13 protein-coding genes are annotated in these 13,408 nt (G+C 40.3%); 8 read left to right on the plus strand and 5 right to left on the minus strand.

The annotated features are described in order from the left end of the window. Positions 1–16: 16 nt before the first annotated feature. Positions 17–1,354, plus strand: a complete 1,338-nt coding sequence (locus AABB81_RS12280; RefSeq protein ID WP_342160844.1) for an alpha-L-fucosidase — start codon at positions 17–19, stop codon at positions 1,352–1,354. Position 1,355: 1 nt separating this feature from the next. Here the strand turns inward: AABB81_RS12280 and AABB81_RS12285 are convergent, their stop codons facing one another. The 3 genes from AABB81_RS12285 to AABB81_RS12295 all read right to left on the minus strand — a co-directional run bounded on the left by AABB81_RS12285 (position 1,356) and on the right by AABB81_RS12295 (position 3,105). Continuing rightward, on the minus strand, positions 1,356–1,739 hold the full coding sequence (locus tag AABB81_RS12285) for a RidA family protein (protein WP_342160845.1): 384 nt from the start codon (positions 1,737–1,739) through the stop codon (positions 1,356–1,358). Positions 1,740–1,774: 35 nt separating this feature from the next. After that, positions 1,775–2,743 (minus strand): tryptophan--tRNA ligase, encoded by a 969-nt coding sequence (gene trpS, locus AABB81_RS12290; RefSeq protein ID WP_342160846.1) that lies wholly within the window; start codon positions 2,741–2,743, stop codon positions 1,775–1,777. A 116-nt stretch (positions 2,744–2,859) separates the two neighbouring features. After that, positions 2,860–3,105, minus strand: coding sequence for a GlsB/YeaQ/YmgE family stress response membrane protein (locus AABB81_RS12295; RefSeq protein ID WP_342160847.1), 246 nt, complete (start codon positions 3,103–3,105; stop codon positions 2,860–2,862). Positions 3,106–3,219: 114 nt separating this feature from the next. Here AABB81_RS12295 and trhA point away from each other — a divergent pair, with 114 nt between their 5' ends. Beyond that, entirely contained in the window at positions 3,220–3,870 is a 651-nt protein-coding gene (gene trhA, locus AABB81_RS12300; protein ID WP_342160848.1) for a PAQR family membrane homeostasis protein TrhA, read from the plus strand. Position 3,871: 1 nt separating this feature from the next. Here trhA and AABB81_RS12305 read toward each other — a convergent pair whose 3' ends face one another. Further along, positions 3,872–5,029, minus strand: a complete 1,158-nt coding sequence (locus AABB81_RS12305) for a DNA polymerase III subunit (RefSeq protein WP_342160849.1) — start codon at positions 5,027–5,029, stop codon at positions 3,872–3,874. Between the two features lie 174 nt (positions 5,030–5,203). Between AABB81_RS12305 and AABB81_RS12310 the strand changes: the two genes are divergently transcribed. The 6 genes from AABB81_RS12310 to AABB81_RS12335 all read left to right on the plus strand — a co-directional run bounded on the left by AABB81_RS12310 (position 5,204) and on the right by AABB81_RS12335 (position 12,331). Continuing rightward, positions 5,204–5,434 (plus strand): ferredoxin, encoded by a 231-nt coding sequence (locus AABB81_RS12310; protein ID WP_342160850.1) that lies wholly within the window; start codon positions 5,204–5,206, stop codon positions 5,432–5,434. Between the two features lie 187 nt (positions 5,435–5,621). Continuing rightward, entirely contained in the window at positions 5,622–6,800 is a 1,179-nt protein-coding gene (locus AABB81_RS12315) for a PSP1 domain-containing protein (protein WP_342160851.1), read from the plus strand. Between the two features lie 17 nt (positions 6,801–6,817). Beyond that, on the plus strand, positions 6,818–7,318 hold the full coding sequence (locus AABB81_RS12320; protein WP_342160852.1) for a gliding motility lipoprotein GldH: 501 nt from the start codon (positions 6,818–6,820) through the stop codon (positions 7,316–7,318). Continuing rightward, the gene (locus AABB81_RS12325; RefSeq protein WP_342160853.1) at positions 7,318–9,615 is read left to right on the plus strand and encodes a penicillin-binding protein 1A; all 2,298 of its coding nucleotides are present in this window, start codon (positions 7,318–7,320) and stop codon (positions 9,613–9,615) included. The genes AABB81_RS12320 and AABB81_RS12325 overlap by 1 nt, the downstream gene beginning before the upstream one ends. 2 nt (positions 9,616–9,617) lie before the next feature. Beyond that, complete coding sequence (locus AABB81_RS12330; protein ID WP_342160854.1) at positions 9,618–11,435, plus strand: AMP-binding protein; 1,818 nt, start codon at positions 9,618–9,620, stop codon at positions 11,433–11,435. Positions 11,436–11,566: 131 nt separating this feature from the next. Beyond that, on the plus strand, positions 11,567–12,331 hold the full coding sequence (locus AABB81_RS12335) for an exodeoxyribonuclease III (protein WP_342160855.1): 765 nt from the start codon (positions 11,567–11,569) through the stop codon (positions 12,329–12,331). Here AABB81_RS12335 and rlmN read toward each other — a convergent pair. Beyond that, positions 12,328–13,371, minus strand: a complete 1,044-nt coding sequence (rlmN, locus tag AABB81_RS12340; RefSeq protein WP_342160856.1) for a dual-specificity RNA methyltransferase RlmN — start codon at positions 13,369–13,371, stop codon at positions 12,328–12,330. The genes AABB81_RS12335 and rlmN overlap by 4 nt on opposite strands. Positions 13,372–13,408: the final 37 nt, after the last annotated feature.

Raw genomic sequence — 13,408 nt, forward strand, 5'->3', positions numbered from 1 at the left:
ACCAATTATTAAGATCATGAGAAAAGCCTTTTATATTTTACTCTTCTTTATGAGTCCCGCCTTTTTGTTGGCGCAAAAGAAATATGTTCCGTCCAAAGAAAATCTTGAAGCCCGCGGATGGTTTGAAGACGCCAAATTCGGTTTATTTATTCACTGGGGTGTTTACAGCGTTTTAGGGGATGGTGAATGGGTCATGAACAATCAAAATATTTCAATAGACAGTTATGAAAAACTTCCTGCCTTTTTTAACCCGGTTGATTACAAACCGGAGGAGTGGGTAAAAATGGCTAAGGAAGCGGGGATGAAATATATCACCATCACCAGCAGGCACCATGATGGGTTTTCGATGTTCGATACCAAAGTCTCAGATTATAATATTGTCGACAAGACGCCCTATAAAAAAGATGTATTGAGAGCATTGGCCGATGCCTGCAGAAAAGAAAACATCAAATTGTTTTTTTACTATTCCCTGCTCGATTGGCGACATGATGACTATTTCCCGCGCGGACGGACCGGAAACGGTATTGAGGGAAGAGCTGCAACCGGTGACTGGAACAGGTATATTGATTTTATGAAAGGTCAACTTACTGAGTTGCTTTCAAACTATGGAGATATTGCAGGAATCTGGTTCGACGGTCACTGGGATCAAAAGGAATGGGATGGTAAAAACTACGGAGCCCTAAAGGCAGACTGGCATTATGATGACATATATGAATTGATCCACAGCTTGCAACCTCAATGCCTTATTGGTAACAATCATCATCTTGCACCCATTGAAGGAGAAGATTTCCAAATGTTCGAAAAGGACCTGCCCGGTAAAAATACTACGGGCTGGGGAACAAACTCTTCAGATATTGGAGCCCTTCCTAAAGAGGTTTGTGAAACCATAAATGGCTCGTGGGGATTTAATTTACAAGACAAAAAACATAAATCTGATAAGGAATTAATTCAGTACCTGATCAATGCAGCAGGTTATGGAAGTAATTTATTACTCAATGTCGGTCCCATGCCGAATGGAGAAATTCAACCGGAACATATAGCTTCCCTGAAACAGATGGGTAAATGGTTAGAGAAATACGGAAATACGATATATGGTTCCCGACAAGGACCCGTTGCTCCAAGTTCTTCTATGGTCTCAACGCAAAAAGACGGTGTAGTATACCTGCATCTGCTGGATGAACAACAGGATACCTATCTGATTCCTGAATTTAAAGGAAAAATCAAAAAAATGATGTTCTTTGACAAAGGAAAAAAAGTGCGGTACAAGGTGGATGAATTCGGACTCACGTTTAGGGTTCCCAAGGAGCATAGAAACAACATTGATACCATTATCCGAATAGAGCTTGAAGAATAGGCTACTGTGTTATAATGGCAGTTGCCTCAATTTCAATTTTCATTTGTTCGTTGGCAAGGCCGGCTGAAATCATCGTGGCTGCGGGCTTGACCTTTCCGAAATATTTTTTCAACACAGGCCAGCATTTCTCAAATTGTGTTCCGTCAGGCAGTATATATGTCAATCGCACAATATCAGCCAATGAGGAATCCGCTTCCCGTAAGGCTTTTTCTATATTTTTGATGCACTGTTCGGTCTGTTCGCTAATGTCTTCTGAAATGGTCATGGATTGATAATCATACCCGGTTGTACCGGACACAAAAATCATGTTTCCTGCCACAACAGCTCTTGAATAACCTACTTGCTCTTCAAAAGATGATCCGGAACTTATCAATTTTCTTTTCATTTTGGCACAGTATTATAACCTGTTATTTGTGCTAATTAATATCCAAGTTTGTTACGGACTCTTTTTAAAACAGCATCTGCCACCACATGTGCCTTTTCTGCCCCTTTCAAAAGAACTCTGTCAACCTCGTCAAGGTGATTCATGTAATAGTGATACTTTTCCCGTTCAATTTTAAAGGTATCAACAAGCAATTCGTAAAAGGCTTGTTTGGCATGTCCGTATCCATAATTCCCTCCGACATAATTTGCCCTCATTTCTTCTAATTGAGATTTATTTGCCACTAATTTATACAAGGCAAATAAATTACAGCTATCAGGATCCTTAGGTTCCTCCATCGGGGTAGAATCTGTCTTGATCTTCATAATTTGTTTTCGCAATTGTTTGTCGGGCAAAAATATATCAATAATATTCCCTTTTGATTTACTCATTTTTTCACCATCCGTCCCTGGAACGTACATGGTGTTTTCCTGTATTTTAGCCTTAGGAGGAACGAGTGTATCCCCCATTTGATGGTTAAATCTGTTGGCAACATCCCTTGACATTTCAAGATGCTGCAATTGATCTTTCCCAACCGGAACCACATCAGCATCATACAATAAAATATCAGCCGCCATAAGCATTGGATATGAAAAAAGTCCGCAGTTCACGTCTTCCAGTCGATCGGCTTTATCTTTAAAGCTATGTGCCAGGGTGAGCCTCTGGTAAGGGTAAAAGCAACTCAGATACCACGCAAGTTCTGTTACTTGTGGCACATCACTCTGTCTGTAAAAAACAGTTTTTTCCACATCCACTCCAAAAGCGAGCCAAGTAGCTGCTGTACTGTATGTGTTTTGTCCCAACTCTTTGGCGTCCTTGATCTGGGTCAATGAATGCAGGTTTGCAATAAACAAGAAAGATTCTTCATTAGATTCCTTTGACATTCGTATGGCAGGCATGATGGCACCCAATATATTCCCTAAATGAGGAGTCCCCGTACTTTGAACTCCTGTTAATATTCTCGACATGTGGTTTTCTTAAAAAAATTCAAAAGCAAAAATAAGGAAATATGCCTTAATTCATAAGGATACCGCCAGAACTTCTTGATGACATCTGCAAGATCGAAAGCCTGAAAAATCTCAGGTCACTTTTTGATCAATCTGCCAACATAAAGAATGAGTACGGCACCTACTAAAGAGGTGACCAATGATCCCAGTGTACTGTTGCTGGCACTGATCCCCAGAAAGCTGAATAACCAGCCTCCGACAACGCTACCAATAATACCCAGAACGATATTCATCACCAGGCCAAAGCCTCCCCCTGTCATAATCTTTCCGGCAAGCCATCCTGCAATTGCACCAATAATAATGAAATAAATAAAGACCATCATAAAAAACAGTTTAATCAGTTAACAATGAATAAATTTAAAGAAAAAAATCACCTTGGGACCAATTAAAAAATTATTAAATCCCCGAATTGACCAATTTTAGTAATTTTGAACACGATGAAAAATAAAACCACTTTCTACGATTCTAAAGAAGAAACTATAAATATAATTACCCATGGCATAGGGTTTATCCTAAGCATTGCCGCTTTAGTAATTCTGGTTGTAGCGGCCTCAAAATACGGCAATGCAAGGCATATCATAAGTTTTGCCATTTTTGGCGCCAGCCTGATCGTTTTGTATGCAGCTTCCACACTGTATCACTACGCTAAAAACCCTGAATTAAGGCATAAGTTGAATATACTTGATCACTCGGCCATCTATGTTTTAATTGCAGGGACCTATACTCCGTTTTCTCTGGTCGTTCTAAAAGGTTGGGTGGGATGGACAATTTTCGCAATCTCATGGGGCCTGGCCCTGACAGGGATCATTTTTAAAGTCTTTTATTTTGGAAAGTACGATAAAATTTCAACCCTTACCTATGTATTGATGGGTTGGGTTATCATACTGGCAATCAAACCATTGATAGATAATTTTTCTACGAATGGATTGATTTGGCTCTTTGCCGGGGGCATGGCCTACAGCATTGGGGCAGTTTTATACAGCATAAAAAGTATTAGATTCAATCATGCCATTTTCCATGTCTTCGTACTCCTGGGCAGCTTTTGCCATTTTATGGCCGTCTTTTTGTATGTCCTCCCTCAGAGATAAATTAATGTTCCTCCTTTTGATGTAAAAACCTTGTCAGTTGCATAGACAGGTCAAGAAGGATGATCTTGGCGTTCCCGTTTCTTTCAATGTGGTATATGGCATCTTCGATGGCCAGGTTGATATCTTCAATATTGGCTCCATGAATAAATGGCGCAAATTTTTCCAGATCAAAATTGTTTTCATACGATTCAAAGAAAACCAATGAAGAGGCATTGTAATTTGTAAGCAAGGCCTGCCTGAAAAAATGCGAGCAATATTTTAAAAATCTTTTTTGAGTTTCCCTGCCTGTTTTGGCGATTTCTTCACTCCAGGTAATGAGATCCTGAACAACACTGGCATTTCCTTTGGCCCTGAATGCTGCTCTAACCCATGTAATAAACCACCTTTCAAAGGCCAGTTCATTATCGTCATGATGCAAAAGATGCAGTGCCTTGTTCCAGTTACCGTTACTTTGCTGGGCAATTTTTATGGCCTGATTTTCTTCAACCTGGTGTTTTTTGACAAGTGTATCAATAATATTATACTCGGTAAGAGGTTGAAAATGCAGTACCTGACACCTCGATAATATGGTTTTAATGATCCGCTCCTCATTTTCAGCAATCAATATAAACAAGGTTCGCTCGGGCGGTTCCTCAATTAATTTTAATAATTTATTCGAAGCAGAGGCATTCATTTTATCGGCCATCCAGATGATCATCACTTTATACCCTCCTTCATATGGCTTCAGGATCAATTTCTTAACGATCTCCTCTGCCTCATCAACTCCTATTTGACCCTGTTTATTCTCAATACCCAGTAACTGATACCAGTTAAACAAGCTTCCATAAGGCGTCTCTTTCACAAACTGCCTCCATTCTTGCATAAAGTCATTACTCGTCGGATGCTTTTTAATCTTTTCGTTGGTCGTCACGGGAAAGGCAAAATGAAGGTCAGGATGCCCCAATTTTTCAAATTTCAGATTACAGGATGCATTACCATTGTTATTCTCTCCATTTGAATTCTTACAAAGAATATATTGGGCATATGCTATGGCCATAGGTAGCACACCACTTCCTGTAGGGGCAATAAATAACTGGGCGTGAGGAATTCTGGAATTCTCAACAGTTTTTATCAAGTGGTGCTTGATATGTTCTTGCCCGATGATGTCTGAAAATAGCATCCGATTTTATCTTAATGTACAAAGAAAACAAAAAGTTAGGATTTACACCGACAAAGCAGCACTAATTTCAAAGTCAATGATAGTTTGAAAAAACCTATTTTTGCAAAAAATAACCAGAATCAGATTCATAGTAGTGATCTGAAGGTTTAACATTTATGAATCGCAAAACAGCTCATGGTCATCATTACCTTACAAAGAAAAAAATGCATCGGTTGCAACTATTGCGTTGAACTGGCCCCCAAGCAATTTCAGATGTCGAAAAAAGACGGAAAATCTGTATTGTTGCATTCCAATGATAAAAAGGGCTTTTTTACCATAAAATCTCCCGATATGTCTATTTTGGAAAACGTAACAAAGGCCAAAGAGGCATGCCCTGTAAATATCATCAGTGTAAAAGAAAAATAAGCTCCTGTCTGATTAATCCTCGCTGATGTTTTTAGTTTGTCATTATTGAGTATATTTACCTAAATTTTTTCGAACCTATATTGAGAAGTTGCCTAATGGAAGTTTGTATGGAGCAAACGAAAAATGATGATTGAAATAGTTAAATATCAGGCAATTACTGATCTCAATTCAAAAATATTAACATATTATGAGCTGTACTTCTTGCTCATCCTCTATAGATGGATTGCCTCTGGGCTGTAAAAACAACGGTGCCTGTGCCTCAGGCAGTTGTGATAAAATGAACGTTTTTGACTGGCTGGCCAATATGTCTTTGCCCGACGGCCAAAAACCTTTTGATATTGCCGAAATCAGGTTTAAAAACGGACGAAAGGGCTTTTACAGAAACACAAAGGAACTTCAGTTATGCATCGGCGATGTAGTAGCGGTTGAAACCTCCCCGGGACATGATATTGGCGTGGTTTCCCTAACAGGCGAACTTGTAAAGGTTCAGATGCGCAAGAAAAAAGTTTCATCAGATAACGAGGACATAAAGCAGATTTACAGAAAAGCTTCTGAAAAAGACATAGAAATATGGACAACGGCTCGAAATAAAGAAAAAGAAGTTCAGAAAAAATCAAGGCTTATTATCAGCAGGCTTGGTTTAAAAATGAAGCTGTCTGATGTTGAATTTCAGGGTGATGGCAACAAGGCTACTTTTTATTATACAGCGGATGACAGGGTTGATTTCAGGCAGCTGATAAGAGAACTTGCCGGTACCTTTAGTCTTCGTGTTGAAATGAAGCAGGTCGGTTTAAGACAGGAGGCTTCGCGCCTGGGAGGAATTGGTTCGTGCGGGAGAGAACTTTGTTGTTCAACCTGGTTAACCGATTTTAGGTCTGTAAGTACTTCTGCCGCCCGTTACCAGCAATTATCACTGAATCCGCAAAAACTGGCCGGTCAGTGTGGAAAGCTCAAATGTTGTCTTAATTATGAGCTGGATTCTTATATGGACGCATTAAAGTCATTCCCAAAACCAAATATCTGGTTACAAACTGAAAAGGGACCTGCCATTTTTCAAAAAATGGATATTTTTAAAGGATGGATGTGGTATGCCTATAAAGAAAACCCTATTACATGGCATAAACTAACGGTAGAACAAACCAATGAGATTATCAAACTAAATAAGGGAAATACCAAAGTGAGCAGTTTGGAGGAATATTCACTGGAACTGGAATTTGACGCTATCGAAGCATCGAACTTCACGGATGTTGTAGGACAGGACAGCCTTACCAGATTTGACAAGCCAAAATTCAAAAAGAAGCGGAATCGAAAAAACAACCGGAATTTTAGAAATAATAAAAAAAATCTTCAAAAAAAGAATAAGTGAGAATGAACTTTCATAGGATGAAGAAAGCTATGGTCTTCGGAAGAATATTTTTAGTTTTTATCGTTATAACTTATATGACATCTTGTAACAGCGATACTATCTATAACCAATACGTACCGATTGAAAACAGTCAATGGCACAAGGATTCCATTATTAATTTTAAGGTTAGTTCGATCGATACGGTATCGAAAAATAATCTGTATGTTACACTTCGAAACAACAAGGATTATGAATTCAGTAACCTGTTTCTGATTGTTGGGATCAGGTTTCCTAATAATTATCAGGTCGTCGATACTTTGGAGTACGAAATGACAAGTCCGGAAGGCCGTTTTCTTGGAACGGGAATAACCGATATCAAGGAAAACAAATTGGAATATAAAACCAATGTGACCTTTACGTTAATAGGAGAATATGATGTTTCGGTACAGCAAGCCATGAGAAAAACAAGGGATATTGAAGGGCTTGAGACACTTAACGGCATCACTGATGTTGGATTACAAATTGAAAAACTAAACTAATGGCTCAGAAAAGTCAAAAGTCAGGTGTAAGCGGATACACCAAATGGATTTGGAGATTATTCCTTGGGGGATTGGTATTTTTGTTTATCCTCTTTTTACTCGCCGCGCTCGACGTATTCGGAAAACTACCCACTTTTGAAGAATTAGAAAACCCGGAGAATAACCTTGCCACCGAAGTTATTTCGATCGATGGGGAAACCTTGGGTAAATATTACAGGGAGAATAGAACTCCTGTTAAGTTTAGCGAATTACCCGAAAACCTTATTGAAGCCCTGATTGCCACTGAAGATGAGCGGTTTTACGAACACTCGGGAATTGATTTTCAAAGTACTGCAAGAGCAGCGGCAAAATTTGGAAAAGATGGCGGGGCAAGTACCATTACCCAACAACTTGCAAAAATGTTGTTTACAAAAAAAGCTTCCGGTAACATCGCTAAAAGGTTGATCCAAAAAGTTAAAGAATGGGTGATTGCCATCAGGCTGGAGAAGCAATATACCAAGAACGAGATCATCACCATGTATTTCAATAAATATGATTTCGGCCATAATGCAGTAGGAATAAGATCTGCCAGCAGGATTCACTTTGGCAGGGAGCCAAACGAACTAAGCATTGAACAATCTGCAATGCTTGTGGGTATGCTTAAGAATTCTTCGCTCTACAATCCAATGAGACGTCCTGAAATGGTGACTCAGAGGAGAAACGTAGTGCTGGGTCAAATGCTGAGAAATGAATTTATCAGCGAAAAGGAAAAAGATTCCCTCCAAAAGCTGCCTCTTGAACTGGATATTAATCTTGAAGGCCATAGTGACGGAACGGCCACTTATTTCAGAGAATATGTTCGTGAATTCATGAGAAGCTGGATGAAAGAACATCCAAAACCCAATGGAGAAAGCTATAATATTTACCGTGACGGCCTCAAAATCTATGTCACGCTCGATTCGAGATTGCAAAAGAATGCAGAAGAAGCAATGGCCGAGCACCTGACAAATTTGCAACAAATCTTCTTTAAGCAACAGAAGAATAATAAAACTGCCCCGTTTTATGACCTCGAAGAGGAACAGATTGAAAGCACGATGCTTTCGTCCATGAAAAGGAGCGAACGATGGAGAAAAATGAAAAAGAATGATGTTCCCGAAAAGGACATCAAGGCATCGTTTTTTGTAGAAACACCGATGAAAGTGTTTTCCTGGAAAGGAGAAATCGATACCGTACTCACGCCTTATGATTCTATCAGGTACAATAAATCTATTCTCCAATCGGGTTTATTGTCGACCGATCCCACCACGGGACACGTAAAAGCTTGGGTAGGCGGCATTGATTATAAATATTTTCAATACGACCACGTAAAGCAGGGTAAAAGACAGGTAGGCTCAACGTTCAAACCTTTTGTTTATGCCACCGCCATCAATCAGTTAGGGCTTTCTCCCTGTGATGAATTCCCAAATACACCTTATACCATTCCTGCCGGAAAATACCACCTTGAAGAAGACTGGACACCAAGAAATTCGGGAGATGAATACGGAGGTTTACGGTCGTTAAAAAATGCCCTGGCAAATTCTATCAATGTGATCTCCGCGAACCTGATCGATCAGACCACACCTCAAAACGTTGTCAGAATGGCAAAAAACCTCGGGGTTGAAACCGAAATACCCGCTGTACCTTCTGTAGCTTTGGGCACGGTTGATCTTAGCCTTTATGAAATGGTTGGAGCCCTGAATACTTTTGCGAACAAAGGTATGTATGTAAAGCCTATGATGATCTTGAGGATAGAAGATAAAAATGGCACCATCCTTGAAGAATTTACACCGGAAACCCGTGAAGTACTCAGTGAAAGCATCGCTTATACCACGATTAATTTAATGGAAGGGGTAACCCGCTATGGCTCCGGGATCCGTCTGAGAACTTCAGGCGCAAAATATCCCGACAATGTTGCAACAGGATATCCCTATCAATTTGATAATCCAATTGCCGGTAAAACAGGTACTACTCAAAATCAATCAGATGGTTGGTTTATCGGGTTGGTTCCGAATTTATCGACAGGAGTATGGGTAGGAGCCGAAGACCGCTCTGTTCATTTCGTGGATTTGACCAGAGGACAAGGCGCCTCCATGGCCTTGCCTATATGGGCCTTGTATATGAAGCGGAATTACGCCGATGAGGATTTAAATATCAGCAAGGAAGAATTTGAAAAACCTGAAACACTGACAATCAATGTTGATTGCGATCAGGAAAAGGATGAAGATGAAAAAGAAGACGATCAGAAGAAGCCGAAACTGAGTGATGAAATAGATTTCTAAATATGATGAATACTTCCTGGTATCCAGAAGATGATGTATTGGAAAACAGCAATATCTATAAGATGATGCTGAAGAATAATTTTGAGTCATATATAGATTTCTGGAAATGGTCAGCTTCAGAGAAAGAAGCCTTTTGGGGACAAACCATAGAAAATCTCCAGATACACTTCCATAAGAAGTATAAGGTCCTTCTTGATGTGTCAAAAGGAGTTGAACAAGCGTCCTGGCTCAAGGGGGCAAAATTGAATATTGTTGATTCCTGCTTTCAGAATTCTGATAAATCCATAGCACTGATCTACCAGGAAGAAGGGGGGGATCTCATTGAGATGAGCCAGTCGTCTCTGCTTGCATACCTTAACAGAATTGCCAATGGCCTCAGGGATGCCGGTCTGAAGCCAGGCGACCGTATCGCAATCGATATGTCAATGACCATGGAGGCAGTGGCCATCTATCTTGCGGGAATTAAAGCCGGTCTTACTGTTGTTACAATTGCAGACAGCTTTAGTTCAAATGAAATCGCTACCAGAATTAAGATCACAGATCCGAAGCTCATTTTTACACAGGATGTATTGAAAAGGGCCGGAAAATCATTGCCTTTGTACCAAAAGGTATTAAAGGCTGATGCTCCGAAAACAATAGTTATAGCAAACGATCCAGATAACATAAGCCTCAGGCCCGGAGATCAAATTTTTAGCGATTTTATTTCTGGCAATGAACAGTTTGAGTCATGTATTCAACATCCTGAAGACAGTATCACGATACTTTTTTCTTCAGGGACCACAGGAGCTCCCAAGGCAATTCCATGGACGCATATCACCCCTATAAAAAGTGCCTCAGACGGCTATTACCATCACAATATACAAAGTGGAGACGTAGTGTGCTGGCCTACAAATCTCGGTTGGATGATGGGCCCCTGGCTTATATTTGCCAGTTTGATCAATAAAGCAACTATCGCATTAAACTATGGCGCACCAATGGGAGCGTCATTTGGTTCGTTTGTACAAGACGCAAAAGTGAGTATGCTGGGGGTTGTTCCCAGTATCGTAAGGCAATGGAAGAATACGGGTACAATGGAGCAGTTTGACTGGTCGGCAATCAAATGCTTTAGTTCTACCGGGGAAGCTTCGAATCCTGAAGAAATGACATACCTGATGCAGCTTGCCAATAATAAACCTGTTATCGAATATTGTGGAGGAACCGAAATCGGCGGGGGTTATGTTACCAGTACCGTAGTTCAGCCAAATATTGCGAGTACCTTTTCAACACAGGCGCTAGGAGGTGAATTTATCCTCCTTGACGAAAATAACCAGCCTTCAAAACAAGGTGAAATGTTTTTGATTCCGCCTATATTGGGATTGTCAAATTCCCTGATCAACAGGGACCATTATGAGGTCTACTATAAAGGAAATCCAACTTATAAGGGCAAGGTATTGCGAAGGCATGGTGATGAATTGGTGCAATTGGAAAACGGGTATTACAAGGCCCAGGGCAGGGCCGATGACGCCATGAACCTTGGAGGAATAAAAGTCAGTTCAATTCAGATAGAAGAATTGATTAACCAACTTGAATTTGTCAAAGAAAGTGCTGCTATAGCAGTTTCACCAGCTGATGGAGGTCCAGGTCAACTGTTCATCTTTGCTGTATTGCTCCCCTCAAACCTGAACAATGAGCAACAACTAAAAGAAGCCAGATCAATCATCAAAGAAAATCTGAACCCTTTGTTTAAAGTCGAAAAATTATTGGGTGTTGATATGCTTCCGCGCACCGCTTCGGGTAAAGTCATGCGCAGAAAGCTGCGTGATATGCTGCCAGGGCGTTAACTGTTTAACTCAGTACCCTCTTAGTTTTTATCGAAATTCAAAGCCCCTTATACGATCAACTTCAATCCTGGAATAGTTGGTTGAACATCTTCCTTTTTTTTACGATATTTGCCGCGATCTAAACAATGCTTATGAAAGTACTTTCCTATAATGTAAATGGTATACGTGCCGCGATAAAAAAAGGGTTTTTAGACTGGCTTAGTGCCGCAAATCCTGACGTAATCTGTATACAAGAAACAAAAGCACAGAAAGATCAGCTGGATCTTGCAGCTTTTGAAAAGCTGGGGTATCCCTATCATTATTGGTTCTCAGCCGAAAAAAAAGGCTATAGCGGCGTGGCCGTTTTATCAAAACTGGAACCCAATAAAGTGGTATATGGGACAGGGATTGAAACTATGGACTTTGAAGGCCGAAACCTAAGGCTCGATTTTGACCATGTGTCGGTAATGAGCCTGTACCTTCCTTCAGGCACTAATGATGCAAGACTTGATTTTAAGCTCAATTATATGGCAGAATTCCAGGGCTATGTAGACGATTTAAAAAAAGAAATCCCAAAATTATTGATCTGTGGAGACTATAATATCTGTCACGAGGAGATCGATATACACAACCCGAAACAAAATAAAAACACCTCAGGATTTCTCCCTGTGGAAAGAAAATGGATTGGTAATTTTATCAGTACAGGATTTATAGACACCTTCAGGCATCTTAACAAGGAGCCTCATCATTACAGTTGGTGGAGTTACAGGGCAAATGCAAGAAACAACAACAAGGGCTGGAGAATTGACTATTGTATGGCCAGTCATCCTTTAAAAGATCATATTGAAAGGGCTTTTATCCTGCCTGAAGCGAAACACAGCGACCATTGCCCCGTCGGTGTGGTGCTTAATTTCTAATCGCTGCTCTTGTTGGCCAGCTGGCCGCAGGCTGCATCAATATCTTTACCCCGGCTGTGCCTTATATTGACCGTTATGTTATTTCTTTCCAGTTCTCTTTGATAATAAGCGATTGCTGCTTCATCAGCCTGGACGAAACCGTCTTCTTCAATAGCGTTATATTCGATGATATTTACTTTCGATGGGACTTTTTTACAATAAGCCACTAAAGCATCAATATCTTTTTTCTTATCATTGATGCCTTTCCACACCACATATTCGAAAGTGACCACCCTGTTGGTCTTGGCATACCAATATTGAAGCGACTGCAACAAGTCTGCAAGTGTCGACTTATCATTGATGGGCATCATTTTTGAGCGCACTTCATCTATGGCTGAATGAAGGGAAACAGCTAAATTGAATTTGACCTCATCATCAGCCAGTTTTATGATCATTTTGTGTAATCCGACCGTTGAAAGTGTAATTCTTCTGGGTGACATCCCCAACCCTTCATCAGAAGTAATCATCTCAATTGATTTGAGAACATTTTTATAATTGAGCAAGGGTTCTCCCATACCCATAAATACGATGTTGTTTAATTTATGCCCTTTATAGGCCCTGCTCTGACGGTCGATGGCAACTACCTGATCGTAGATTTCATCAGGATTCAGATTTCGCATTTTCTTTAACCTGGCCGTAGCACAAAAGGTACAGTTCAGACTACAACCAACCTGACTCGAAACACAAGCAGTGGTTCTTGTAGTTGTTGGTATAAAAACAGATTCCACCACAAGGCCGTCGTGCAATCGGATGGCATTTTTGATCGTCCCGTCAGAAGATTGCTGCATGTCATCTACTTCGATGTGATTGATCACAAAATGATCCAGTAAGAACTGTCTTGTTTCCTTAGAAATATTAGTCATACCATCAAAGTCATGAGCTCCTTTGTGCCAAAGCCATTCATATACCTGATTGCCTCTAAAGGCCTTCATGCCGTGTTCGGTAAAGAAGCTTCTCAGTTCTTCTTTAGTCAAGGATCTTATGTCTTTTTTTTTCGTCATAACTATAAAAAAAACGCCCGACAACCAGCCTGCTGAC

The organism is Lutimonas vermicola (assembly GCF_038433205.1).
Lineage (GTDB): Bacteria > Bacteroidota > Bacteroidia > Flavobacteriales > Flavobacteriaceae > Lutimonas > Lutimonas vermicola.

What these genes read in the sequence shown, in the direction of transcription:
- AABB81_RS12280 (WP_342160844.1), top strand. Translation starts at nt 17, where the DNA reads ATGAGAAAAGCCTTTTATATTTTACTCTTCTTTATGAGTCCCGCCTTT.
- AABB81_RS12285 (WP_342160845.1), bottom strand. Translation starts at nt 1,739, where the DNA reads ATGAAAAGAAAATTGATAAGTTCCGGATCATCTTTTGAAGAGCAAGTA.
- trpS (WP_342160846.1), bottom strand. Translation starts at nt 2,743, where the DNA reads ATGTCGAGAATATTAACAGGAGTTCAAAGTACGGGGACTCCTCATTTA.
- AABB81_RS12295 (WP_342160847.1), bottom strand. Translation starts at nt 3,105, where the DNA reads ATGATGGTCTTTATTTATTTCATTATTATTGGTGCAATTGCAGGATGG.
- trhA (WP_342160848.1), top strand. Translation starts at nt 3,220, where the DNA reads ATGAAAAATAAAACCACTTTCTACGATTCTAAAGAAGAAACTATAAAT.
- AABB81_RS12305 (WP_342160849.1), bottom strand. Translation starts at nt 5,029, where the DNA reads ATGCTATTTTCAGACATCATCGGGCAAGAACATATCAAGCACCACTTG.
- AABB81_RS12310 (WP_342160850.1), top strand. Translation starts at nt 5,204, where the DNA reads ATGGTCATCATTACCTTACAAAGAAAAAAATGCATCGGTTGCAACTAT.
- AABB81_RS12315 (WP_342160851.1), top strand. Translation starts at nt 5,622, where the DNA reads ATGAGCTGTACTTCTTGCTCATCCTCTATAGATGGATTGCCTCTGGGC.
- AABB81_RS12320 (WP_342160852.1), top strand. Translation starts at nt 6,818, where the DNA reads ATGAAGAAAGCTATGGTCTTCGGAAGAATATTTTTAGTTTTTATCGTT.
- AABB81_RS12325 (WP_342160853.1), top strand. Translation starts at nt 7,318, where the DNA reads ATGGCTCAGAAAAGTCAAAAGTCAGGTGTAAGCGGATACACCAAATGG.
- AABB81_RS12330 (WP_342160854.1), top strand. Translation starts at nt 9,618, where the DNA reads ATGATGAATACTTCCTGGTATCCAGAAGATGATGTATTGGAAAACAGC.
- AABB81_RS12335 (WP_342160855.1), top strand. Translation starts at nt 11,567, where the DNA reads ATGAAAGTACTTTCCTATAATGTAAATGGTATACGTGCCGCGATAAAA.
- rlmN (WP_342160856.1), bottom strand. Translation starts at nt 13,371, where the DNA reads ATGACGAAAAAAAAAGACATAAGATCCTTGACTAAAGAAGAACTGAGA.